Origin of the sequence: Flavobacterium commune (genome assembly GCF_001857965.1) — a bacterium.
Lineage (GTDB): Bacteria > Bacteroidota > Bacteroidia > Flavobacteriales > Flavobacteriaceae > Flavobacterium > Flavobacterium commune.
Genome location: NZ_CP017774.1, coordinates 3484166 through 3509799 on the forward strand (window position 1 = coordinate 3484166; position 25634 = coordinate 3509799).

Sequence of the window (25634 nt, forward strand, 5' to 3'; positions counted from 1 at the left end):
TGTACAACTTTTTTCTAAAAGTAAACACCTTGGAGAATTAGTAATTTTACTGTTTTTACAATCTAATTTACTTATATTTGTCAACCTAAAATTCAAGTTCTAGTGACGCAAATCAATAAGCTTAAAATATTCAACGATCCTATTTATGGATTTATCAGCATTCCAAATGCTTTAATATACGACTTAATTCAGCATCCCTATTTTCAACGATTAAGACGTATTTCTCAAATGGGTTTGTCGTACTTAGTATATCCCGGAGCTAATCATACTCGTTTTCATCACGCCTTAGGTTGCCTACATTTAATGCAAAAAGCCGTAGATGTGTTGCGTTTTAAAGGGGTTTCCATTTCGGAAGAAGAAGAAAACGCATTGTATATTGCTATTTTATTGCACGATATTGGGCATGGACCATTTTCGCATGCAATGGAAAAAAGTATTGTAGAAGATGTGCATCATGAGGAAATTTCGTTGTTGTTCATGAAGCAATTAAATGTTGAGTTCAAAGGAAAATTAAGTCTGGCAATTAAAATTTTTGAAGGAGATTATCATCGAAAATTCATGTTGCAATTGATTTCAAGTCAATTGGATATGGATCGAATGGATTATTTAAAACGTGATAGTTTCTATTCGGGTGTGGCCGAAGGAAATGTCAATTCGGAGCGTTTAATCCAAATGATGAATGTCGAAGATGATTTTTTGGTTATCGAAGAAAAAGGTATTTATTCAGTTGAGAAATTTTTAATGTCACGCCGACTGATGTATTGGCAGGCTTATTTGCACAAGACCAGTTTAGTGGGCGAATTGATTTTGACAAAAATCTTAAAACGCGCCAAAGAATTAGCATTAAAAGGAATGGTTTTGCCTTGCAGTGAGCCATTGCAATTTTTTATGCAAAATAAAATTTCGTTGGAATCGTTTAATACTATTACTTTAGATTTGTTTTCTCAGTTAGATGATTTTGATATCATTAGCGCCTTAAAAGCCTGGCAAAGACAAGATGATTTTATTTTATCTACTTTGAGTAAAATGATTATCAACAGAGATTTATTGAAAATAAAATTGACTAGTGAAAAAGTAGCCATTGAAGATTTAACTCCTTTAAAAGAGCGTTTTGCCTTAGAAAATAATATCAGTGTAGCCGATGCTAATTATTTTATTTTTAAAGGAAAAATAAAAAATCAGGCTTATGACAAGGAAGCTGAACCCATACGAATTTTGAAAAAAGACCGAACAGTTGAAGATGTTATCGAATCATCAGATCAATTGAATTTGAAATCTTTATCAAAGTCGGTGACCAAATATTACATTTGTTTCCCAAAACAACTGGTATAAAACCATATTTAAAATCTATTTTTTATATTTTTGTCGGAATGAAATTTACAGCAGAACAAATAGCGGGTGTTTTAGAGGGCGAAGTAGTGGGGAATCCCCAAGCTGAAGTCCATGAATTATCTAAAATAGAAGAAGGAAAAGAGGGTTCGCTTACTTTTTTATCCAATCCCAAATACAATAATTATATCTATACTACCGAGGCTACAATAACCATTGTAAATAAAACTTTTGTCCCTGAATCAGATTTAAAAACAACACTAATTAAGGTGGATGATGCTTATATGGCTTTTTCCAAGTTGTTAGAATTTTACGATCAGGCAAAAAAAGCCAGTAAAAAAGGTATCGAACCTCATACAGTTTTATCTGAAGATGTCAAATATGGTCAAAATTTATATTTAGGTAGCTTTAGTTATGTAGGTACAAATGTGGTTATTGGTGATAATGTAAAAATATATCCTAACTGTTTTATTGGCGATAATGTTGTCATTCGCGATAATGTCACTATTTTTGCCGGCGCAAAGATTTATTCGGAAACCATAATTGGTAATAATTGTATTATTCATGCAGGAACTGTTATTGGTTCGGATGGTTTTGGGTTTGCACCCAATTCGGATGGAACATACAAGAAAATTCCCCAAATAGGAAATGTAGTTATTGAAGATGATGTTGAAATAGGAGCTTGTACTACAATTGACAGAGCCACATTAGGTTCAACCCGAATTAGAAAAGGAGTGAAATTAGACAATCAGATTCAGGTTGCTCACAATGTTGAAATTGGCGAAAATACTGTAATAGCTGCTCAAACCGGAATTGCGGGTTCTACTAAGATTGGTACAAACGGAATGATTGGCGGGCAAGTAGGAATATCAGGTCATTTAATAATTGGAAATAATGTCAGAATCCAGGCGCAGTCCGGAGTGGCAAGAAATATAAAAGACGACGAAGTTTTGCAAGGGAGTCCTACATTTGGTTATACTGATTTTAGTAAATCCTATGTGCATTTCAAAAATTTCCCTAAGATTATTGCAGAAATTGACGAATTAAAGAAACAAATATTAAACCAAAAACATGGAAACAATGGTTAAACAGAAGACCATCAAAACAGAAATCTCGTTAACGGGAGTTGGCTTACACACCGGTAAAGAAGTTAAAATGACTTTTAAACCTGCTCCTGCAAATAATGGTTTTACTTTTGTTAGGTTAGATCTTGAAGGACATCCTGTAATTGAGGCAGATGCAAATTATGTTGTCAATACTCAAAGAGGTACAAATCTGGAAAAATTAGGCGTTAAAATTCAAACACCTGAGCATGTTTTAGCTGCTCTGGTAGGTTGTGATTTAGACAATGTTATCATTGAATTAGATGCTTCAGAGCTTCCTATTATGGATGGTTCTTCAAAATATTTTGTTGAAGCTTTAGAAAAAGCAGGTGTAGAGGAACAAAGTGCTAAACGCAATGTTTACGTTGTAAAAGAAGTAATTTCATTTACTGACGAAGCAAGCGGAAGCGAAATTCTGGTAATGCCTAGTGATCATTATACGGTAACTACAATGGTTGATTTTGGTACTAAAATTTTAGGTACACAAAATGCAACTCTTAAAAGTATAGACGATTTTAAAACTGAAATTGCATCTTCAAGAACTTTCAGCTTTTTGCACGAATTAGAGTCTCTTTTAGATAATGGTTTGATTAAAGGCGGTGATTTGAATAATGCTATTGTTTATGTAGATAAAGAAATTTCTACAGCAACAATGGAAAATTTAAAAGTAGCTTTTGGTAAAGAAACACTTACTGTAAAACCAAATGGTATTTTAGATAATCTGACTTTACATTATCCAAATGAAGCTGCAAGACACAAATTATTGGATGTAATAGGTGATTTGGCTTTGATTGGAATAAAAATACAAGGAAAAGTTATTGCTAATAAACCAGGTCATTTTGTAAACACACAATTTGCAAAGAAAATGGCTAAGATGATTAAAATTGAACAACGCAACTACGTTCCTGTTTACGATTTGAATCAAGAGCCTTTGATGGATATTCATAAAATCATGGCAATGTTGCCACACAGGCCACCATTTTTGTTGATTGACAGAATCATCGAAATGTCTGACAGTCATGTGGTGGGGATGAAAAATGTAACTATGAATGAAAATTTCTTCGTTGGACATTTCCCTGATGCTCCGGTTATGCCTGGAGTTTTAATTGTTGAAGCTATGGCACAAACTGGTGGTATTTTAGTTTTAAGTACCGTTCCGGATCCGGAGAATTATTTGACCTACTTTATGAAAATTGATAATGTGAAATTCAAACATAAAGTATTGCCAGGAGATACCTTAATATTCAAGTGTGATTTAATTACTCCTATCAGAAGAGGAATTTGCCACATGCAGGCTAATGCTTACGCTAATGGTAAATTAGTTGCTGAAGCTGAATTAATGGCACAAATTGCAAGAAAACAACAACAATAATTAGGATAGAAACAGTTCCTCCCTGTTACTATGATTTTTTAAATAGTAATTAAGGTAATTAATTATAAAAACAAAAAATAGATGAATCAACCGTTAGCTTATGTTCATCCTGGTGCGAAAATCGCCAAAAATGTGGTAATTGAACCTTTTACAACCATTCATAACAATGTGGTAATTGGCGATGGTACCTGGATAGGTTCTAATGTAACCATCATGGAAGGTGCAAGAATTGGAAAAAATTGCAATATTTTTCCCGGAGCAGTTATCTCGGCTGTTCCACAAGATTTAAAATTTGGTGGTGAAGATTCATTGGCTATTATTGGTGACAACTGTACTATTAGAGAGTGTGTAACTATCAACAGAGGTACTAATGCTTCCGGACAAACAGTTATTGGAAATAATTGTTTAATTATGGCAGCAGCTCATATTGCTCATGATTGTGTAGTAGGAGATAATGCAATTATTGTAAACGGTGTGCTTTTGGCGGGTCATGTTATTGTGGGTAAATACGCTGTATTAGGCGGTTTGGCAGCAGTACATCAGTTTATCAATATTGGAGATCACGCAATGGTTTCAGGTGGTTCTTTAGTTCGTAAAGACGTTCCTCCTTATACTAAAGCGGCTAAAGAACCTTTGTCCTATGTAGGTATCAATTCTGTTGGATTGAGAAGAAGAGGTTTTACAACTGAAAAAATCAGAGAAATTCAGGACATCTATCGAATTTTATATCAAAAAAATTATAATAATACTCAGGCTTTAGGAATCATAGAAGCCGAAATGGAAGCAACTCCTGAAAGAGACGAAATTATTGATTTTATAAGAAACTCTTCCAGAGGTATTATGAAAGGTTATAGTGGAGGCTATTAAAGGCTAATAGAATAAAAAAAGAAGAATGAGAAAAGATCAGGTATTTAATTTATATTAGTTGATCTTTAGAAAATAAATAAAATAAGATTTTAGAAATATAAACTCTAAAATCTACAATCTTAAATCATAAATAAAATGGCATCTACATCAGATATTAGAAACGGACTTTGTATTAAATACAACCACGATATTTATAAAATTATCGAATTTTTACACGTAAAACCAGGAAAAGGACCTGCTTTTGTAAGAACAAAATTAAAAAGTTTAACAACCGGAAAAGTATTGGATAATACTTTTTCAGCAGGACATAAAATTGATGATGTACGCGTAGAAACACATACGTACCAATATTTATATGCAGAAGGAGATCAATTTCATTTTATGAATAACGAATCTTTTGAGCAAATTACTTTGAACAAAAGTATTCTTGATGCTCCGGATTTATTGAAAGAAGGAACTAATGTAATGGTTCAGATTAATACTGAAACTGATTTGCCTTTATCAGTAGATATGCCGGCTTCAATTATTCTTGAAGTAACTTATGCAGAACCGGGAGTAAAAGGGAATACAGCTACAAATGCTACTAAATCAGCAACTGTTGAAACTGGAGCTACAGTTAACGTTCCTTTGTTTATCAACGAAGGAGATAAAATTAAAATTGATACCGCTTCAGGATCCTACATGGAGCGTGTTAAAGAATAGTTTACAGTATTTAGTGCTCCAGTTTGAAAATCAGGCTGGACATTAAAAACTGAATACCTGCCTACCGACAGTCGGGCTAAATACTAAAAAGATGAAATTTACAAGAGCATATTCTTTAAAAGAAATCGCAAATTTACTCAACTGTGAATTTGTAGGGAATGAGGATTTTGAGGTTTTAGGCATGAACGAAATTCATGTGGTGGAGAAAGGAGATATTGTTTTTGTAGATCATCCTAAATACTACGACAAAGCGCTAAACTCGGCAGCTACAATTGTTTTGATTAATAAAAAAGTGGATTGTCCTGAAGGAAAAGCATTGCTTGTTTCTGATGATCCTTTTCGTGATTTCAACAAACTAACTCATTTTTTTAAACCTTTCCAATTTGCCGGAGTAGCTATTGCTCCAACGGCAATTATTGGCGAAGGAACTATAATTCAGCCAAATTCTTTTATTGGTAATAATGTTGTTATTGGAAAAGATTGTTTGATTCATTCTAATGTGTCCATTTATGATCATACTATAATAGGAGACAATGTAATTATTCATGCCGGAACTGTTCTTGGTGCCGATGCGTTTTATTATAAAAAACGTCCTGAGGGTTTTGACCAATTGCTATCAGGAGGTCGTGTTGTTATTAAAGATAATGTAGGCATTGGTGCTCTTTGTACTATTGATAAAGGGGTTACCGGTGATACAACAATTGGTGAAGGAACAAAAATTGACAATCAGGTTCATGTAGGTCATGATACTGTGATTGGAAAAAAATGTTTAATAGCTTCTCAAACCGGAATTGCAGGTTGTGTAATCATTGAAGACGAAGTGACACTTTGGGGACAGGTTGGTACAACCAGCGGAATTACAATTGGAGGAAAAGCTGTTGTCATGGGACAAACCGGAGTAACTAAATCAGTAGAAGGAGGGAAAACTTATTTCGGAACACCTATTCAGGAGTCCAGAGAAAAATTAAAACAATTAGCCAATATCAAAAAGATTCCGGAGATTCTTGATAAATTAAAACAATAAAAAAAGTGCTGCCAAATTATTAATTTTGTTTAAAAAGTAAATAATTTGTGTTGAAGCTAACAAAATGGGTAGAATATCCATCTTTTTTTTGGTAAGAAAACTGTTTAGATTAATTTCGAAAATCTTACTTTTGCATAACAAATTTAAAAATCACAAAAAATATATATCATGAGTGTTTTAGTTAATAAAGATTCCAAAATAATCGTTCAAGGATTTACAGGTAGCGAAGGTACTTTCCACGCTTCTCAAATGATTGAATACGGTACAAACGTTGTAGGTGGTGTAACTCCAGGAAAAGGGGGAACAACTCACTTAGACCTTCCTGTTTTTAACACTGTTAAAGATGCAGTTGAGCAAGCAGGTGCTGATACTTCTATTATTTTTGTACCACCAGCTTTTGCTGCTGATGCAATTATGGAAGCTGCTGATGCCGGAATTAAAGTAATCATTGCAATTACAGAAGGAATTCCTGTTGCTGACATGATTTATGCAAACGACTACGTTAAAGCAAGAAACAGCAGATTAATTGGGCCTAACTGTCCAGGTGTTATCACTCCAGGTGAAGCTAAAGTTGGTATCATGCCAGGTTTCGTTTTCAAAAAAGGAACTGTAGGTATTGTTTCTAAATCAGGAACTTTAACTTATGAGGCTGCTGACCAGGTTGTAAAACAAGGTTTAGGAATCACTACTGCTATCGGAATTGGTGGAGACCCAATCATTGGAACAACTACTAAAGAAGCAGTTGAATTATTAATGAACGATCCTGAAACAGAAGCAATCATCATGATTGGCGAAATCGGTGGTCAATTAGAAGCTGATGCTGCTAAATGGATTAAAGCTGATGGTAACCGTAAGCCTGTAATTGGTTTCATCGCTGGAGAAACTGCTCCTGCTGGTAGAACTATGGGACATGCCGGTGCTATTGTTGGGGGTTCTGACGATACTGCTGCTGCTAAAAAACAAATTATGAGAGACAACGGAATTTATGTTGTTGATTCACCAGCTGAAATTGGTAAAAAAGTTAAAGAAGTATTAGTTACAGCAACAGTTTAATTATTTCTAAATTAAATTTTAAATAAATTAAGCCTCACATTTGTGGGGCTTTTTTAGTATAAAACAGAATTAAAGGAATACATTTGCACTCGATTAAAATCAAAGCTCTGATTTAATCTAAAAGTAAATTAAAAATAAATAATTGATTTCATGTTTTTTTCTGAAATCAATTCAAAAGGAAATACTATGTATAAGGAATTAGAAGGATTCAAAGTTAAAAATCAATTTTCATTAACAATAGAAGATAGCTTAGAAGAAGTTTGTAATGCTACTGAGGGTTCAGGTGTGTTTTTAGTTTATGATGTTGCCGATGAAAAAGAATTAATCATGGTAGGTTCTACAGGAACGGTACAAAATGATGGTACTTTGAAGACTAAAAATGGCGGACTGTATGATAAAATTGTAAACGGTCACCAATTTGCAAAAACAGGAAGAAAATATTCTTGGCCTGCACAAATGAAAAAAGAAGAAATTAGCCGTTTAGAAGTAGTTTGGTATGAAACATTTAACGATGATACTAAAGTGATTCCTACTTTTGTCGAAGCTCAGATTTTGCAAAACTTTTTAAGTGAAAATGCAAAATTGCCAAGATGGAATGTAGCTTTCTAATTCATTTTCAGTGAAATAAAATATTATTATTAAAAGCTTTACTTCGGTAAGGCTTTTTTTATAGCATAAATTTTATAAAACAGCTAAATCGTTTATATTTGTACCTCAATTTAGAAAATAAACTTATTATCATAATATGAAATTACTCGAAGGAAAAGTAGCTATTATTACAGGCGCAAGTCGCGGAATTGGAAGAGGGATTGCTGAAGTTTTTGCAAAAAACGGTGCCGATGTTGCTTTTACATACAGCTCATCTGCTGAATCAGCTCAGGTATTGGAAAATGAATTGAACGCATTAGGTATTAAAGCTAAAGGTTATAAATCCAATGCTGCCGATTTTAATGAAGCACAAACTTTAGTAGATACTATTTTAGCTGATTTTGGTACAGTTGATATCCTTATCAATAATGCCGGAATTACAAAAGACAATCTGTTAATGCGTATGTCAGAGGCTGATTTTGATCAGGTAATTGATGTGAATTTGAAATCGGTTTTTAATATGACTAAAGCCATTCAAAAAACATTCTTGAAAAAACGTGCAGGTTCAATCATCAATATTAGTTCAGTTGTAGGGGTTTCCGGAAATGCAGGACAAACTAATTATGCGGCTTCTAAGGCTGGTGCTATTGGGTTTACAAAATCAGTAGCTTTAGAATTAGGTTCTCGTAATATCCGTTGCAATGCTATTGCTCCAGGATTTATTGAAACTGAAATGACTGCTAAATTAAGCGAAGATGTTGTAAAAGGATGGAGAGAAGGAATTCCATTGAAACGTGGTGGAACTACTGAAGATGTTGCAAATGCTTGTTTATTCTTAGCTTCAGATATGAGTGCTTATGTTACAGGACAAGTATTGAATGTTTGCGGAGGAATGCTTACTTAATCAGTTTGTTGTTAATAGTTTGTTGTTTTTTTGAAACCACAAACTATAAACTATAAACCATAAACTAAAAATATGACAACAAACACCATTCTATTAGTATTGCTTTCATTATTAATAGCAGCTGGGTTGTCTTATTTTCAATATTATTACAAAGCCAAGAGTCAATTAAAAGTTAATTTACTCTTGGCTTTTTTGCGTTTTTTAAGCATTTTCGGGATATTATTATTGCTGGTAAATCCAATAATTACAACCAATAATACAGAAATGATTAAGCCTCCGCTTGCTGTGGTGGTTGATAATTCCGGTTCCATATTTTTTTTAAAAGCTGAAAAAACAGCTTCTGAATTGTATTTGAAGCTAAAAAACAATAAAGCATTGAATGAAAAATTCAACATTCAATCCTATCAATTTGATTCGGAGTTTTCTCTTTTAGAAAAATTAAATTTTAAAGGAACTCAAACCAATCTGGACGTAGCGGCTAAAGATTTAAAGGCAATCAACAGAAATAGCCTGTTTCCTACGGTACTAATTAGTGATGGAAACCAAACTTCAGGTAATGATTATGTATATAGTTTTGATGCTTCCAATAAAGTTTATCCCATAGTTTTAGGAGATACAACCAGGGTTTTAGATTTAAAAATCAATCAGCTGAATGTCAATAAATACGCTTTTTTTAAGAATAAATTTCCTGTAGAAGTGTTTTTACAATATTCAGGCACAAAAAATATAACTGCTGATTTTCAGATTTCGCAGGGAAATTCAGTTTTGAGCAAGCAGAAAGTTTCTTTTTCTGCTACTAAAAATACAGCTGTTATTTCTCTTTTGCTATCAGCAAATAAAATAGGAACGCAGTTGTATAAGGCGAGTTTGGTTTCGAATGAAAAAGAAAAAAACAGCTATAACAACAATAAAAATTTTGCTGTAGAAATTATAGATCAAAAGACCAATGTTGCCATAATTTCGTCAATAAACCATCCTGATATAGCTGCTTTAAAACGGGCAATTGAATCTAATGCACAACGTAAAGCAACTATAGTTAATCCGAAACAAATCAATGGATTAAACAATTATAATGTTTTGGTTTTTTACCAACCTACAACGGAATTTAAAACTGTTTTTGATGCCAATAAATCAGCCCGAGTTAATGCTTTTTTTATTACCGGAACACATACTGATTTTGGATTTTTAAATCAGCAGCAAAATAATTTAGAATTTAAAATGACTTCTCAAAAAGAAGATTATTTGGCTGAATATAAATCGCAATTCAATCTTTTTGCTATTGATAATATTGGTTTCGAAAATTTTCCTCCTTTGCAAAATCCGTATGGAAAAATCAAAGTAAACGGAAACACTACTGTTTTACTTTCTTCAAAAATCAGAAATATTGACACTCAGGCACCATTGCTTGCTTTTAATGAAAATCAAGGAAATCGGTCTGCTTTTCTCTTGGGAGAAAACAGTTGGAAATGGCGTTTAGAAAGTCATATTACAAATGAATCTTTTGAAAAATATGATGTTTTTATTGATAAAATCATTCAGTTTTTGGCAACAAACAATGCTAAAAAATCTTTGGTTGTCAATCACGAAAGTTTTTACAATTCAGGTGATGCTATCGAAATCACAGCTCAATATTTCAATAAGAATTATGAATTTGACGAAAAAGCACATTTAACTATTAAGCTGATTAATTCCAAAACGAAGCAAACTAAAAATTACGATTTATTGAAAGGAAACAATGCCTACAAGGTAAATCTGGATGGATTAGCTGCCGGGAATTATCAGTTTACGGTGAAAGAATTAAATTCAAATGCTTCGTATTCGGGTCGTTTTGAAATTCTAGATTTTGATATCGAAAAGCAATTTGTAAATCCTGATTTAGACAGACTGAATCAATTAGCCTCATCAACAAAGGGAAAAGTTTATTATCCGAATCAAATAGATGCTTTGATCCAATCGCTTTTAGCTGATGAGAATTATAAAACCATTGAAAAAAGCAACATAAAACGTTCTCCTTTGATTGATTGGAAATGGCTGTTGGTATTCATTTGTGGCTTTTTTGCAATCGAATGGTTTGTTCGAAAATACAACGGTTTGTTGTAAGCAATTTTAAATTTTAATAAAAAGATTTCTCTTGAAAAAACAATCCAAAATTCTCCCTGAACACGGAATCTTCAATTTAGAAAAACATACCAGAACACAGCAGGTGATTTTTGTGGGTTTGCTATTGGTTTGTTTGACAGGGATGATTACTCCGCCTATTGCATTATTATTAGGTTTGCTTGTTGCTAATCTTTCGGGGCATCCCTGGTTGCATTTAAACCATAAAATCATTCGGGTTTTACTTCAGGTTTCGGTTGTAGGACTGGGTTTTGGAATGAATGTTACTAATGCTTTATTATCGAGTAAAGAAAGTTTCATACTCACGGTTGCCACAATATTTAGTACTGTTTTTCTGGGAAGTGTTTTAGGAAAATGGCTTAATACTGATAAAAAAACTTCTCATTTAATTTCCTGCGGAACTGCCATTTGTGGTGGAAGTGCTATAGCTGCAATTACTCCGGTTATTCAATCGGATGAAAAACAGACTTCGGTAGCATTAGGAGTGATTTTTATTTTAAATTCTATTGCCTTGTTTTTGTTTCCAACTATTGGTCATTGGTTAAGTTTATCTCAGGAAGATTTTGGATTGTGGTGTGCCTTAGCGATTCATGATACCAGTTCGGTTGTGGGAGCAGCTAACAAGTATGGTGCCGAAGCCTTAGCTATTGCTACAACTGTAAAATTAGCACGTGCTTTATGGATAATTCCAATTGTATTGTTAACGAGCTTCTTGTTTAAAAACAAAGCAAGCAGAATAAAAATTCCTTATTTCATTGGATTTTTTATTCTGGCGATGATTGCAAATACTTATATTTCTCAAGTAGCAATTGCGACTCCTTATATCGTTGCTGTTGCTAAAATTGGATTAACAGTTACCTTGTTTTTTATTGGTTCAGGACTTAGTAGTTCGGTATTACTTGCTGTTGGAATAAAACCATTGATACAAGGAATTTTGTTATGGGGATTTATTGCTACAATGGCTTTATTGGCAATTTTGATTTGATTTTTTTAAAAAATTTCAAAAACTGGAATATTCTAATTCTTTTTATAAAGAGTTGTACTCCTGGTAAAATTGGATAATCTCTTTATAAAAACATAAAATAGGATTCATAATAGTAGAAAATTGGTTTTAGGTTTTATTCTTAAGTTTAGCTTAAGAAAGATATAAACATGTAATATTCTTTTTGAATTTTAGTTTCTTTGATTAAACTTAATGTTGTTTGTTGAATAAAGTTTAAAAAAGGATTTCATGAAAAATACACTATTACTATTGTTGGTTTTAACTGGATTTTTTGGGTATTCTCAAGATTGGAAAAGTAATTTTGATGAAGCTAAAAAAGAAGCTGTAAATGAAAATAAAAACATTCTTCTTGTATTTTCTGGCTCAGATTGGTGTGCACCTTGCATCAAATTAGATAATGTAGTTTGGAAATCGGAGGTATTCAAATCGGAATCCGAAAAAAACTGGGTGATTTATAAAGCTGATTTTCCTAAAAAGAAAGCCAATCAGTTGTCAGTCGAACAAACAGAATCGAATAATAAATTGGCGGAAAAATACAATCGAAATGGTAGTTTTCCCTTGGTGATCCTTTTGGATAAAACAGGAAAAGTGATTGGAATGACTGGTTTCAAAAACATTTCAGCAATAGATTATATACAGTTAATTCATTCATTGGAGAAAAAATGAAAAATATAGCTTACTTCCTTTTTTTACTTGCGACTTATAGTTCTTTTGGACAAATCACGCACAAGAGAAAACTATCAATGTTAGGTAGTCCATTAGAAATAACTGTTGTTGCACAAGACACTATTCAAGGAAATCAATATATCGATATGGCAATAGCTGAAGTAAAACGCATCGAAAATTTAATTTCCGATTGGATTCCGAGTTCGCAAATATCGAAAGTCAATCAAAATGCCGGAATCAAAGCCATTAAAGTAGATAAAGAAGTATTTGATCTAGTGGGTAGAGCTATCAAAGTATCCCAAATTACTTCTGGAGCATTTGATATTTCCTATGCTTCAATGGATAAAATTTGGAAATTTGATGGTAGTATGAAAGCCATGCCAACGGAAGAAGCCATCAAGAAATCGGTTTCTAAAATTGGATATAAAAACATTATTCTTGATTCAAACGAGCAAACTATTTTCCTTAAAATCGGAGGAATGAAATTAGGACTTGGTGGCATTGGTCAAGGTTATATTGCTGACAAAGTGAAAGAATTACTCCAAACTAAAGGCTGTGTTTCAGGTATTGTTAATGTTTCAGGCGATATTAATACTTGGGGTAAACAAGTTGATGGAAAATCTTGGACAGTTGCTATTGTAAACCCCATGAATAAAAATAAAATTTTTGCCACTTTCCCATTAGAAAACAGTGCTGTAGAAACTTCTGGTAGCTATGAAAAATTTGTTTTTTTTAATGGTATCCGCTATTCTCATATCATCGATCCACGAACGGGATATCCGGCTCAAGGCATTGTGAGTGTTTCGGTTTTTGCCAAACAAACCGAAATTGCTGATGCTTTAGCTACAGGAATTTTTGTTCTTGGAGTAGAAGTAGGCTTGGATTTAGTCAATCAAATGAAAGGGATTCAGTGTATTATTGTGGATGATAAAGGTAAAATTCATACATCAAAAGGAATAGACATCAAAAAATTTGAATAAGATGATACAGAAAATAATTTTAGTGTTATTGATTGTAGTTGTTTTTCAATCGTGTAACACAGTAAGAGAGTATGAAAAAGTATCCATCAATGATCCCGACATGAAACTTTCTGCTCGAACATCGGAACGTTATGAAACTGCTTTTCAGGTTTATAGAGAAGCTGCAGCTGGAGCCAATGGAGGAAAATCGGGTGGAGGTTGTGGTTGCAACTAAATTTCTATCTCCAGTGGATGGAGTATTATTTTATAATATGTAAGATGAAAAATAGAATCATATATTTCTTTTTATTAGTTGGAATCAGTGCATTTTCTCAAAAAACTACTGACAGCATACAGTTTAAGAAAAGAGTTTTAGAAAGTACCGAGGTAGATTTTCTATTGAGTTATTACAATCAAGACGGCTCTAAATCAGCCGTTTCAGGTGGTCTTGGTTCGGAACAATTAACAGATATAGCTTCAAATGTTGTAGTTTCCATGCCTATAAATGACAATGATGTTTTAACGGTTGATTTGGGTATTTCGGCATATTCATCTGCTTCTTCCAGTAATATTAATCCATTTAATGCAACTGGTGCTTCGGGCGGTGGAGGCGATGACGACGACGATGATAACGATGATAATCCCAATTCAGGTTCAACAGCACCTTATGGAACTCCATGGCAAGCTTCTTCAGGAGCTTCAAAGAGTGATCAGTTAACAGCTATAACCGTAAATTATGCTCACAGTAGTGATTCTCGTAATTTTATTTGGAATGCAGATGTTTCTTTTTCTAATGAATATGATTATACTTCTATAGGTTTTGGTGGAGGTGTAGCTCAACTTTTTAACGATAAAAATTCAGAAATAAATCTTAAAGTCAATGCGTATTTAGATCAATGGAGACCTATTTATCCAACAGAATTACACGAATATTCAAAAAATGGTCCTGATTTCTTAAACCAAGGATTTTTTAGTGGAGTTTCAGTTTTAAATCAAAACGGACAAGCTACGGTGGATTATTTACCTTCAATTTTTCAAACTGTAAGTGCTGTGAATCGAAATTCGTATTCTGCTTCATTTGGATTTTCGCAGGTAGTTTCAAAAAAATTACAATTCTCTGTATTCTTTGATGTTTTAAAGCAACAAGGATTATTGTCAACACCGTATCACCGAATTTATTTTGCTGACAAAGACAATTATTATATTGGTCAAGCACAATATATTCCTGAATACCAAAACCAAAGCAATGTAGGAGTGTATCAATTGTCAGACGATATTGAAAGATTGCCTAATAGTCGATTCAAATTGCCTATTGGAGGGCGACTCAATTATTACATTAACGAACGATTTGTTTTGAGAACTTATTATCGCTATTATTCCGATAATTGGGATATTCAATCGCACACCGCCAATATCGAATTGCCTTTTAAAATTTCTGATCGATTTACTATTTTCCCAATGTATCGTTTTTATACCCAAACGCAATCCAAATATTATGCACCTTATGAAACCCATTTATCAACCGAAAAATATTATACATCAGATGCTGATTTAAGTAGTTTTGATACTAATCAATATGGTTTTGGTATTAATTATACGGATATTTTTACAGGAGCAAAAATTTGGAAATTAGGTTTAAAGAATATCGATTTCAGATTCAGCCATTATCGAAGAAGTGATAATTTAACCGCAAATATTGCTACTATTGGATTTAAGTTTATCTTACAATAAAAAAATGAAAATTCTACTAATTGAAGACGAAATAGGTATCGCTAATTTTCTCCAACAAGGTTTGGAAGAAGAAGGTTATACTGTTTTAGTTGCTAATGATGGGAAAAAAGGACTCGAATTAGCCTTGGCTCAAACAGTAAATATTATTCTTTTAGATTGGATGTTACCCAAAATAACCGGAATTGAAGTTTGTAAAGCTATTCGAAAAGCAAATTCAACAACACCAATTATTTTTCTTACGGCCAAAGATACAGTTCAGGAAACCATAGAAGGACTCAAAGCTGGAGCCAATGATTACATCAAAAAACCATTTAGTTTTGAAGAATTACTCGAACGAATTAAAATTCATTTTAGGAATCAAACTCAACCTGAAATATTAAAATTGGGGTCTATAAAAATTGATTTGGCTCAATATCTTGTTAGCGTCAATGGAATTGAAGTGAATTTAACACAACGTGAATTTGAATTGCTACGCTATTTAGTTCAAAATAAAGGAAAAGTTTGCACTCGAACTCAAATTATAGAAGACGTTTGGGACATTCATTTTGAATATGATACTGGTGTGATTGATGTTTTTATGAATGCCATTCGTAAAAAATTAAATTTAAATAAAGATGAAGATTTAATCAAAACTATTCGAGGAGTTGGTTATATTGCTAATGATTAACACCCAATATATGTTTTCCTTTTCTTTTAAAAACAGAATTGCTTTTTACTACATCATCAGCACGGGATTATTGATTTCGGTGGTGTTTTTTGTGATTTATCATAGTATAGATCACAATGTAAATACTCATATCAATGAAGATATTAACGACGAAGTGCAAAAGCATTTAAGAGAGATTGTCATTGATCCTAATAATACTTATTTGATTCAGGTGGACGAATGGCGAGAACGGGAGCACAATACCGTTAATGTAAATCCTGTTTTTGTACAGTTTTTAGACATCAACAAACAATTAATTGACAAGTCTCCTAATTTAAAAGGAATACAACTCAAAGTATATTCTACAGAATGGAACAATAAATTTATAGATACTTACTTGAATAAAAAACCAATTAGACAAATTCAAGTACCACTATTAGACAAAAATAAAGTGGTTGGTTATTTATTAATTGCCATGTCATTAGATGATGCAACAATGATTTTGAATAATTTGCAAAATACTTTATTAATTGCTTTTCCGCTAATACTACTTATTCTTTTCTTGATTGCCAGATTGATTGCCGGAAGAAGTATCAAGCCTGTAAGCTTAATTACTGCAACATCCAGCAAAATTACTAAAGACAATCTCAAGGAGCGTATCTCTCTGCCTCAAAATAAAGATGAACTTTATGTTTTATCCAAAACAATAAATGATTTGCTGGATAGAATTGAAAATGCCGTAGAAAGAGAAAAACAATTCACTTCAGATGCTTCACACGAATTACGAACTCCATTAACGGTTTTGAAAGGAACATTAGAAGTTCTGGTTAGAAAACCCAGAACACAAGCGGAATATGAAGACAAAATTAAATATGGAATTTCAGAAGTAAATCGATTGAATACTTTAGTAGATCAACTGTTATTACTGGCTCGATTTGAAAATCAAATTCAAAGTTTGAAGGTAGAAAAAGTTTATTTGAACGCTATGATTTTAGATATTCTGACCCGATTTTCCAGTAAAATTAATGTCAAAAAAATAAGCATCAATCCTTCTTTTTCAAAAGATTTTAATATTGAATCCGATAATTATTTACTATCCATAATCATCAGTAATATTATCAGTAATGCAATTAAATATTCTAATGAGAAAGGAACTGTTTCAATACAACTTTCACAAAATCAAAACACTACAACTTGTACCATTACGGATAACGGAATTGGGATTGCTAAAGAAGATTTAGATAAAATTTTCAATCCTTTTTATCGTTCAAATCCAACGCAGCATCCCGAGATAAAAGGATCTGGATTAGGACTTTCTATTGTAAAACGATTAGCAGATTTGCTCAATATTCAATTTGAAATTCATAGCGAAGTAGGCAAAGGAACTACAGTTGTTTTAAGTTTTAATAGCTAAAGGTCAATAAAAATTCTTAAGCGAATCTTAAGCCGATACTAATTAAATATTAAGGTGGTTAATCTGGTTGATTTAATTTTTGAATCTACTTTTATAATTTATTACGAATTCAGTTTTAAATTATATTTATGAAAAAAATAGCTTTCCTCAAACCAACATTTAGTTTCTTATTTATTGGATTATTGATAACTACTTTATCTAGATTTCTTTTGTTTTTTTTCTATATCGAACGAGTAATTTCAACTGCTGATTATTGGTATGTTTTTCCAATAGGTTTGCGAATGGATTTAATAATACTCTGCTATATTCTCTTTCTTCCAACACTGTTAATTTGTTTACTTCCAGATCGGTTTTTAAAGAAAATAAGCGTTTTTTTTACTTTTTATTTTGTTTTTTTCTTGTCGTTAATTTTGTTTTTAGAATTAGCAACACCAAATTTCATAGGACAATACGACACTAGGCCGAATCAATTATTTATCCAATATTTAATTTACCCCAAAGAAATTTTGCAGCTGCTTTACAAAGGTTATCTTCTTTCAATTATTGCAACTTTTATTATCATTTCTGTATTTATTTATGTTTTGATAAAGCATAGAATAAGACTTTTTGGAACAGTTTTTTCGGTTTATAAAACCAAGTTGATTTTATTCCCATTGATTGTTTTTCTGTTATTTTTTGGAGCTCGCTCTAGTCTTACTTCCAAGAGACCAATAAATTCAAGTAATGCAGTGTTTTCTACAGATCAATTGACCAATTGTTTGGGATTAAATTCATTTTACACCATTACATTTGCATTATATTCAATAAAAAATGAAGGCAACTCTGGGAAAATTTATGGGAAAATGAATCCTGAGGAAGCCATTTCAAGAGTTAAAAAATATATGAATGTTAGCAATAGTGATTTTACTGATAAAGAATTACCATTGTTACACAATCAATATTCTGATACACTACTTAAGAGACCATACAACATAGTTATTCTACTAGAAGAAAGTTTGGGAGCAGAATATGTAGGGTGTTTAGAAGGCTTAAAGCTAACTCCTGAATTTGATAAATTAGCAAAAGAAGGTTTGCTGTTTACTAATTTATATTCAACAGGAACTAGAAGTGTAAGAGGAATTGAAGCTGTGGTTACAGGTTTTTTACCTTCGCCATCAGAAAGTGTTGTAAAATTAAATAATTCCCAAACCAATTTTTATACTATTGCGAGTTTATTAAAGAGAAAAGGATATGACACTAGTTTTATTTATGGAGGCATGAATAATTTTGACAATATGGGTTCTTTTTTTAATGGAAACGGCTTTGATTATTTGATTGACGAAGACAATTTTGATTCCAAAAAAAGCATTTTTCATGGAACATGGGGCTGGTGTGATGAAGATGTAATGAAAAAAGCAAACACCTATTTTAGTTCGTTAAAGACAAAACCTTTTGTTTCATTAATTTTTTCATCCTCTAATCACGAGCCCTTTGAGTATCCCGAAGGAAGAATTAAATTATATGACAAACAGAAAAATACAGTAAATAATGCAATGAAATATGCCGATTATTCTATAGGAAAGTTTTTTGAGATGGCTAAAAAAGAAGCCTATTATAAAAACACCATATTTGTAATAATTGCTGATCACAATACCCGAACTTATGGCAAGCATTTAGTTCCTATTCATAAATTTCATATTCCAGCATTAATCATTGGTCCTAATTTTCCAAAAGGAGAGAAATATACCAAATTATGTAGTCAAATTGACATACAACCAACAGTTTTAAGCAAAATTGGTATGAATGTAAGTACTCCAATGCCTGGCAGGAATTTGTTTGAACTTCCGGAAAATGTAAAAGGAAGAGCCATAATGCAGTTTAACGACATCAATGCTTTTAGATTAGGCAATCAGGTAGTTATCATGCAACCTTATAAAGAACCTTTGCAATTTAAGGTTGAAAAAGACACTGTGTTTACTCCTGTAACTCTGAATAAAGAATTAGCAAAAGACGCTTTGGCTCATGTGATAACGGCCTCTTATTTATATAAAAACAGGAAATATTGCTCTAATAATAGGGAGTAAAATAAAACTAATATACTTTGTTTTTTATTTAAGCAGTTCTTAAGACGATTGATGTAATTAGATCTTATTTTTGTAATTAATTTTAAAGTTTTTTAAATTTTATAATTGTCATTATTATGACTCTAAAAAAAATAATTACACTTTTATTTTTACTCTTTTTTGTATATTCCAATACAGAACTGGGGCAGTTATTTAAAATTTCAAATCTTGTTCAACACTATTTAGAGCATACTAATCACAAGCAAGAACAGCCACAATCTTTTATGGCGTTTATTATTAATCATTACAAAAATTCACAAAAACACACTGATGCAGATGGACATGATAAACATGAAAATTTACCTTTCAAGACACAAACTCTAAATTTAGATACTGTTGTTCTTACTTTTGAAGAGATTCTAACTATTTTTACTTTTAAGAAACCAATATTGATCTCTGTAAATCAATCCCTTCCGATTTATAAAGAATGGTATATTTCTAATGTACTTCTGTCGATTTGGCAGCCCCCTAAACTAGCATAAATAAATATTTTTAACTAATTGTCTTTTTGTAATTAGTAGTTCAAGAATTATTTGATTGTTAAATAATTCTAACTAAATAATTTATTTAATTTTAACTAGTATGCTTAATAAAATCATCTTTTTTTCTATTCAGAATAAGCTCATCGTACTATTATTCACTTTAGGAATTTTTGGATTCGGATTTTTTTCTGTCTTCCAAATTTCCATAGGTGCTGTTCCTGATGTGACTAACAATCAGGTTCAGGTGATTACTACCTCACGCAATCTTTCTACTCAGGATATTGAACAATTTATTACCTATCCGGTGGAGATTGAAATGTCTAATTTGCCTGGAGTAAAAGAAATTCGTTCGGTTTCAAAATTCGGATTATCGGTAGTAACTATTGTTTTTGATGATGATTTAGGAACTTATTTGCCACGGCAATTAATAGCCGAAAAAATTAAATCGGCTGCTGAGAAAATCCCGGAAGGTTTTGGCACACCCGAAATGGGGCCTATAACAACCGGACTGGGTGAAATTTATCAATATACACTTGAAGTAAAACCTGAATTTAAAAACAATTATTCGGTTACGGATTTAAGAACACTTCAGGATTGGGTGGTAAAACGTCAACTTTCAGGAATTAAAGGAGTAGTCGAAATTAATACTTGGGGTGGTTATTTAAAACAATACGAAATAGCCATTTCGCCCTCTCGTTTAAATGCGATGAACATAAGTGTTTCGGATGTTTTTAAAGCGTTGCAAAATAACAACGGAATTGCAGGAGGAGCCTATATTGAAAGAGTCAACCAAAGTTATTTTATTCGTGCTGAAGGAAAAACAAAATCTTTAGAAGATATTGGAAATATTGTGGTTACAAATCATAATGGCTTGCCTATTTTTATTAAAAATGTTGCCAATGTGCGTTTTGGTCATGCCAATCGTTTTGGAGCAATTACCGGAAACGGAGAAGGAGAGAAGGTACTTGGACAAGTAATGATGCTCAAAGATGCCAATTCTAAAAAGGTAATTAATGATGTAAAAGACAGGGTTGCAGAAATTCAGAAAAGTTTACCTGAAGGCGTTTATATCAATGGCTTTTTGGAAAGAAGTGAGTTAGTAAGCAAAACTACTTTTACAGTTGCCGAAAACCTAATTCTGGGCTGTTTGATTGTTGTTTTCGTAGTTGTTTTGTTGCTTGGAAATTGGCGTTCAGGATTGGTTGTAGCATCGGTTATTCCGCTGTGTTTATTGTTTGCCATTTCGTTAATGAATATTTTTGGCATTGATGCCAATTTAATGAGTTTAGGCGCGATTGATTTCGGAATCATTATCGATGGAGCTGTAATTATTGTCGAATTTATTGCGTTCCAAATTGCTCATAAATCAGCACATTTAGCCAAACTTTCAAGAGAAGACAGTCAGCTAGAAATTGACCAGATTACCTACAAAAGTGCTTCAAAAATGATGAATTCGGCTATTTTTGGACAGTTAATTATTTTAATTGTTTTTATTCCAATTCTATCGCTTTCCGGCATTGAAGGAAAAATGTTCAAACCCATGGCAATGACTTTTAGTTTTGCTTTGGTTGGAGCAATGTTGTTTTGTTTTTCGTATGTTCCAGTAGTTGCATCCTTATTTTTAAAACCTAAAGAAGAAAATCCAGATTCATTTTCGAATAAATTAATAGCCCAATTAAATTCCTTTTATCTGCCTGTAATCAGTTGGGCGTTAGAAAATACTAAAAAAGTAATGTACAGCGCGATAGGATTGTTAGTAATGGCTGTCATTTTATTTTCAACTATGGGAGGCGAATTTATTCCGACTTTGGATGAGGGCGATTTTGTGATTCAGCCTGTTTTAAAAACAGGAACTTCTTTGAGTAAAACCATCGAAACTACAACTAAAATTGAGAAAATAATTCTTAAAAACTTTCCCGAAGTTCAACAGGTTGTTAGTAGGATAGGAGCAGCCGAAGTCCCAACCGATCCAATGAGTATGGAAGAAAGCGACATTATTGTGAAGCTAAAACCAAAATCGGATTGGGTTTCAGCTTCCAGCAAAGACGAATTGGCTGATAAAATCAAATTAGCAGTCGAAGAACAAATTCCGAATATGGAAATCGAATTTACCCAACCTATTGAGATGCGTTTTAACGAATTAATTTCAGGGACTCGTTCGGATGTGGCGGTGAAAATTTTTGGTGAAAATTTAGATGTTTTAGCTAAAAAAGCACAAGAAATTGAGAAGGCCATTAGAAATGTTGAAGGAGCTTCGGATATCATTATAGAAAAAACAGAAGGTTTGCCACAAATGAGTGTACAATTTGACCGTTCTAAAATAGCACGTTATGGATTGAATATTGCTGATTTGAATGAATTGATTGCTCTTGGCTTTGCCGGAAAAACGGTTGGAAATGTGTTTGAAGGTGAAAAACGATTTGATATGGTCATTCGTTTGGATCAAAATAACCGACATGATATTGAGGATTTAAAAAATCTCTATGTAACTACTCCGTCGGGTAATCAGATTCCAATGCAAGAATTGGCAACAATTGAATATACTCAAGGTCCTGCAAAAATTTCAAGAGACAATACCAACAGGAGAATTGTCGTTGGAATTAATGTTAGAAATAGAGATTTACAAAGTGTGGTAACTGACATTCAAAATAATGTAACTGCCAAAGTAAAATTACCATCTGGGTATTCGATTGAATATGGAGGACAATTTGAAAACCTTCAAAGTGCCAAAGCAAGATTACTTATTGCAGTGCCTATTGCCTTATTTTTGATATTCATACTGTTGTATTTTGCCTTTGGTTCTGTCAAAGAAGCTTTGATGGTTTATTCAGCCATTCCATTATCTGCTGTTGGAGGAATCTTATTTTTATGGATAAGAGATTTGCCTTTTAGTATCTCTGCAGGAGTTGGTTTTATTGCGTTGTTTGGTATTGCGGTATTAAACGGAATTGTATTAATTGAACATTTTAAAGAATTGAAACATCAGGGAATTACAAATAAAGACGAATTAATTTTGAAAGGAACAAGCGATAGATTGCGTCCCGTATTATTAACAGCAGCAGCAGCTGCCTTAGGATTTTTGCCAATGGCAATTTCATCATCTGCTGGAGCCGAAGTTCAAAGACCATTAGCAACAGTAGTAATTGGTGGATTGTTTACGGCTACAATTTTGACAATGATAGTGTTGCCTGTTTTATTTAAAGTTTTTGATGGAAAAGAATTCAAAAAAACAAAATTTAAAAAACTGCATCATGGAGCTTCTGTTGTTTTGTTTTTGCTGAGTACTTCATTTGCTTTTGGACAAAATTCTAATCAAGAATTACATCAGTTAATCACAATAGGAATCAATAATAACAACTCTTTGAAAGCTTCTTTATTACAGGTTGAAAAAGTAAAAGCCAATATTAACAGTGCTTATTCTTTTGACAAAACCAATGTTTATTATAATTACGACCAAAATAATTTGGCCTACAATAATAAAGCTGTTTCGGTAATTGGAGTTCAACAAAGCTTTTTGTTTCCTACGGTGTATGCTGCCCAAAAAAAACTCAACACAGCCGAATTTCAAAAGCAACAAGCTGTTTTTGAATTAGAAAAAAACAAGTTGAGTTTAGAAATTTCGAAATTGTTTTATCAAATTGTGTATTTGCAACACCAGGAGATTTTATACAAAAGATTAGATAGTTTGTATCAAAATTTCTCTAAAGCAAGCAATCGTCGTTTTGAATTAGGAGAAACTAATTATCTTGAAAAAATCACAGCTCAGTCCAAAGCAAGACAAATTGCTTTAAAGCTTTCACAAATTAGAAATGAGAAAGAAGCACAGTATAATTTACTTCAATATAACATTCAATCGAATGAGAAAATTACAATAAAAACAAATGAAATCAAACCTTTAGAGTTTTCAACTAATGAAATAAGTAAAACACTTTATAGTAATTATTTAGAGTCTGTTAGGGAAAATTATATCAATCAAATGAATTTACAAAAACAAAATTGGTTGCCTGATTTAAATTTAGAATACTTCAGAGGTTCTAATAAAGGATTATCCCAATCTTTGAATGGTTTTCAGGTGGGGATAGCTTTACCAATTCTGTTCTCTGGAAATGTTTCTAAAACTAAAGCAGCCAAACTTGAATTAGAAAGTTGGGAAGCACAAATCCAAAATGAAAATCAAAAAATAAATGCTTTTGTTGAAAACAAAAAGAATGAATTGTTAAAGCACCAAGAAGCTATTCATTATTACAATCAACAGGGAAAAAAATTAGCTGACGAAATTCTGAAAGTAGCTAATATGAGTTACAAGCATGGAGAAATTGACTTTTTTCAATACATCCAAAGTCTTGAAAACGCTACAATTATTGAAGTCGAATATTTAGATAATGTACTTCAGTTTAACCAAACTCAATTAGATTTTCAATACTTAAATTTTAAATAGATTCCAATGAAAAAAATACTCTCTATACTTTCTTTATCAATTGTTTTGTTTTCTTGCCAGCAAAATAAAACAGAAGAAAATACTGTAGTTGATTCTGATTTAATTACAGTGACAGCTACCCAATTTAAATCAGCCGGGATGGAACTTGGCAGTCCAACAGAACAGTCTTTTGATGTTATGGTAAAAGCGACTGGTAAAGTGGATGTGCCTCCTCAAAATCGTACTCAAATCACTTCTTTTGTTGGAGGTTATGTAAAGTCAACTCAATTATTGGTTGGAGACAAAGTAGTGAAAGGACAGGCTTTATTAACTCTTGAAAACACCGAATTTTTAGATATTCAAAAAGAATATTTGGAAGTAGCTGAACAAATTAATTATTTGAAATCAGAATACTTTCGTCAAAAAACATTGTTTGATGAAAAAATTACTTCTCAGAAAAATTATCTAAAAGCGGAAAGTGATTATCGTCGGGCTAAAGGTATGTATCAAAGTTTGAAAGAAAAACTAAAATTGTTAAACATCAATCCTGCTAATGTTGAAAAAGGAAAGTTATCATCTGTTGTAACTATTTACGCGCCTATTTCAGGAGATATTGTGGTAATGAATGCTCATTTAGGAATGCATATTAATCCATCCGATGTGATTTTAGAAATTATCCAAACGGATCATTTGCATTTAGAATTGGCTATTTTCGAAAAAGACATTTTGAAAATTAAGAAAGAACAAGATATTCTATTTACTGTTCCGGAGGCTTCTAAGGAGGTTTTTAATGCTAAAGTTCATTTGGTGGGAAAGTCAATTGAAGGTAACGACAGAACGATAAATATTCATGCACATTTAGACGATAATATCAAACAACGATTGCTTACCGGAATGTTTGTGGAAGCCAATATTATTGTTGATTCTAAAAAAGCTTTAGCCATTCCTAAAGACGCTTTATTGAATGAAGAAAACAAAAATTTCATACTTTTATTAAGTAAAAACAAAAATGGTAATTATACTTTTAAAAAAGTAGCCGTTACTACTGGAGCAGTATCAGAGGATTATGTTGAAATAATTCCTGATAATCAAATCAATAAAAATTCCAGAATTTTGCTAAAAGGAGCTTATGAAGTTGCTAATTAATCTTGTAT

General features: G+C 32.3%; 21 protein-coding genes. All 21 read left to right on the forward strand.

All coding sequences use genetic code 11. The annotated features are described in order from the left end of the window. Positions 1–102 precede the first annotated feature (102 nt). The 21 genes from BIW12_RS14445 to BIW12_RS14545 all read left to right on the forward strand — a co-directional run bounded on the left by BIW12_RS14445 (position 103) and on the right by BIW12_RS14545 (position 25626). Positions 103–1332: an HD domain-containing protein gene (locus tag BIW12_RS14445; protein ID WP_071185762.1), complete on the forward strand. Its 1230-nt coding sequence runs from the start codon at positions 103–105 to the stop codon at positions 1330–1332. 38 nt (positions 1333–1370) lie between these two features. Further along, on the forward strand, positions 1371–2417 hold the full coding sequence (gene lpxD, locus BIW12_RS14450) for a UDP-3-O-(3-hydroxymyristoyl)glucosamine N-acyltransferase (RefSeq protein WP_071186462.1): 1047 nt from the start codon (positions 1371–1373) through the stop codon (positions 2415–2417). Further along, a complete protein-coding gene (locus BIW12_RS14455; RefSeq protein ID WP_071186460.1) occupies positions 2410–3804 on the forward strand; it encodes a bifunctional UDP-3-O-[3-hydroxymyristoyl] N-acetylglucosamine deacetylase/3-hydroxyacyl-ACP dehydratase in 1395 nt (464 codons plus the stop codon). Before lpxD ends, BIW12_RS14455 begins: the two co-directional genes overlap by 8 nt. A gap of 81 nt (positions 3805–3885) precedes the next feature. Then, positions 3886–4671 carry an acyl-ACP--UDP-N-acetylglucosamine O-acyltransferase gene (lpxA, locus tag BIW12_RS14460; protein ID WP_071185763.1) on the forward strand — a complete coding sequence of 262 codons (786 nt, stop codon included), beginning with the start codon at positions 3886–3888 and terminating at the stop codon, positions 4669–4671. A 135-nt stretch (positions 4672–4806) separates the two neighbouring features. Next, positions 4807–5373, forward strand: coding sequence for an elongation factor P (gene efp / locus BIW12_RS14465; RefSeq protein WP_071185764.1), 567 nt, complete (start codon positions 4807–4809; stop codon positions 5371–5373). Between the two features lie 91 nt (positions 5374–5464). Beyond that, complete coding sequence (locus BIW12_RS14470) at positions 5465–6397, forward strand: UDP-3-O-(3-hydroxymyristoyl)glucosamine N-acyltransferase (RefSeq protein ID WP_071185765.1); 933 nt, start codon at positions 5465–5467, stop codon at positions 6395–6397. A gap of 168 nt (positions 6398–6565) precedes the next feature. Then, a complete protein-coding gene (gene sucD / locus BIW12_RS14475; protein WP_071185766.1) occupies positions 6566–7450 on the forward strand; it encodes a succinate--CoA ligase subunit alpha in 885 nt (294 codons plus the stop codon). A 186-nt stretch (positions 7451–7636) separates the two neighbouring features. Beyond that, positions 7637–8059 (forward strand): hypothetical protein, encoded by a 423-nt coding sequence (locus BIW12_RS14480; protein ID WP_071186464.1) that lies wholly within the window; start codon positions 7637–7639, stop codon positions 8057–8059. Between the two features lie 136 nt (positions 8060–8195). Then, positions 8196–8942: a 3-oxoacyl-[acyl-carrier-protein] reductase gene (fabG, locus tag BIW12_RS14485; protein ID WP_071185767.1), complete on the forward strand. Its 747-nt coding sequence runs from the start codon at positions 8196–8198 to the stop codon at positions 8940–8942. Positions 8943–9014: 72 nt separating this feature from the next. Next, positions 9015–11042, forward strand: a complete 2028-nt coding sequence (locus tag BIW12_RS14490) for a hypothetical protein (protein WP_071185768.1) — start codon at positions 9015–9017, stop codon at positions 11040–11042. Between the two features lie 49 nt (positions 11043–11091). Next, positions 11092–12045, forward strand: coding sequence for a YeiH family protein (locus BIW12_RS14495; RefSeq protein ID WP_071186466.1), 954 nt, complete (start codon positions 11092–11094; stop codon positions 12043–12045). A gap of 246 nt (positions 12046–12291) precedes the next feature. Continuing rightward, entirely contained in the window at positions 12292–12729 is a 438-nt protein-coding gene (locus tag BIW12_RS14500) for a thioredoxin family protein (protein WP_071185769.1), read from the forward strand. Then, on the forward strand, positions 12726–13709 hold the full coding sequence (locus tag BIW12_RS14505) for an FAD:protein FMN transferase (protein ID WP_071185770.1): 984 nt from the start codon (positions 12726–12728) through the stop codon (positions 13707–13709). Before BIW12_RS14500 ends, BIW12_RS14505 begins: the two co-directional genes overlap by 4 nt. A 1-nt stretch (position 13710) precedes the next feature. After that, the gene (locus BIW12_RS14510) at positions 13711–13923 is read left to right on the forward strand and encodes a DUF4266 domain-containing protein (protein ID WP_071185771.1); all 213 of its coding nucleotides are present in this window, start codon (positions 13711–13713) and stop codon (positions 13921–13923) included. A 44-nt stretch (positions 13924–13967) separates the two neighbouring features. Next, positions 13968–15419, forward strand: coding sequence for a DUF3570 domain-containing protein (locus tag BIW12_RS14515; protein WP_071185772.1), 1452 nt, complete (start codon positions 13968–13970; stop codon positions 15417–15419). Between the two features lie 4 nt (positions 15420–15423). Further along, entirely contained in the window at positions 15424–16086 is a 663-nt protein-coding gene (locus BIW12_RS14520) for a response regulator transcription factor (RefSeq protein ID WP_071186468.1), read from the forward strand. A 10-nt stretch (positions 16087–16096) separates the two neighbouring features. Further along, entirely contained in the window at positions 16097–17479 is a 1383-nt protein-coding gene (locus BIW12_RS14525) for a sensor histidine kinase (protein WP_071186470.1), read from the forward strand. Between the two features lie 728 nt (positions 17480–18207). Beyond that, on the forward strand, positions 18208–19542 hold the full coding sequence (locus tag BIW12_RS14530; RefSeq protein WP_232227100.1) for an LTA synthase family protein: 1335 nt from the start codon (positions 18208–18210) through the stop codon (positions 19540–19542). Positions 19543–19658: 116 nt separating this feature from the next. Next, positions 19659–20063: a hypothetical protein gene (locus BIW12_RS14535; protein ID WP_071185774.1), complete on the forward strand. Its 405-nt coding sequence runs from the start codon at positions 19659–19661 to the stop codon at positions 20061–20063. Positions 20064–20163: 100 nt separating this feature from the next. Next, positions 20164–24501, forward strand: a complete 4338-nt coding sequence (locus BIW12_RS14540; RefSeq protein WP_071185775.1) for a CusA/CzcA family heavy metal efflux RND transporter — start codon at positions 20164–20166, stop codon at positions 24499–24501. A 6-nt stretch (positions 24502–24507) separates the two neighbouring features. Then, positions 24508–25626 carry an efflux RND transporter periplasmic adaptor subunit gene (locus BIW12_RS14545; protein ID WP_071185776.1) on the forward strand — a complete coding sequence of 373 codons (1119 nt, stop codon included), beginning with the start codon at positions 24508–24510 and terminating at the stop codon, positions 25624–25626. Positions 25627–25634 lie beyond the last annotated feature (8 nt).

Coding starts and splice junctions, on each gene's coding strand:
- BIW12_RS14490 (WP_071185768.1), top strand. CDS start 9,015: ATGACAACAAACACCATTCTATTAGTATTGCTTTCATTATTAATAGCA.
- BIW12_RS14535 (WP_071185774.1), top strand. CDS start 19,659: ATGACTCTAAAAAAAATAATTACACTTTTATTTTTACTCTTTTTTGTA.
- efp (WP_071185764.1), top strand. CDS start 4,807: ATGGCATCTACATCAGATATTAGAAACGGACTTTGTATTAAATACAAC.
- fabG (WP_071185767.1), top strand. CDS start 8,196: ATGAAATTACTCGAAGGAAAAGTAGCTATTATTACAGGCGCAAGTCGC.
- lpxA (WP_071185763.1), top strand. CDS start 3,886: ATGAATCAACCGTTAGCTTATGTTCATCCTGGTGCGAAAATCGCCAAA.
- BIW12_RS14470 (WP_071185765.1), top strand. CDS start 5,465: ATGAAATTTACAAGAGCATATTCTTTAAAAGAAATCGCAAATTTACTC.
- BIW12_RS14545 (WP_071185776.1), top strand. CDS start 24,508: ATGAAAAAAATACTCTCTATACTTTCTTTATCAATTGTTTTGTTTTCT.
- BIW12_RS14525 (WP_071186470.1), top strand. CDS start 16,097: ATGTTTTCCTTTTCTTTTAAAAACAGAATTGCTTTTTACTACATCATC.
- BIW12_RS14455 (WP_071186460.1), top strand. CDS start 2,410: ATGGTTAAACAGAAGACCATCAAAACAGAAATCTCGTTAACGGGAGTT.
- lpxD (WP_071186462.1), top strand. CDS start 1,371: ATGAAATTTACAGCAGAACAAATAGCGGGTGTTTTAGAGGGCGAAGTA.
- BIW12_RS14505 (WP_071185770.1), top strand. CDS start 12,726: ATGAAAAATATAGCTTACTTCCTTTTTTTACTTGCGACTTATAGTTCT.
- BIW12_RS14520 (WP_071186468.1), top strand. CDS start 15,424: ATGAAAATTCTACTAATTGAAGACGAAATAGGTATCGCTAATTTTCTC.
- BIW12_RS14515 (WP_071185772.1), top strand. CDS start 13,968: ATGAAAAATAGAATCATATATTTCTTTTTATTAGTTGGAATCAGTGCA.
- BIW12_RS14540 (WP_071185775.1), top strand. CDS start 20,164: ATGCTTAATAAAATCATCTTTTTTTCTATTCAGAATAAGCTCATCGTA.
- BIW12_RS14480 (WP_071186464.1), top strand. CDS start 7,637: ATGTATAAGGAATTAGAAGGATTCAAAGTTAAAAATCAATTTTCATTA.
- sucD (WP_071185766.1), top strand. CDS start 6,566: ATGAGTGTTTTAGTTAATAAAGATTCCAAAATAATCGTTCAAGGATTT.
- BIW12_RS14510 (WP_071185771.1), top strand. CDS start 13,711: ATGATACAGAAAATAATTTTAGTGTTATTGATTGTAGTTGTTTTTCAA.
- BIW12_RS14500 (WP_071185769.1), top strand. CDS start 12,292: ATGAAAAATACACTATTACTATTGTTGGTTTTAACTGGATTTTTTGGG.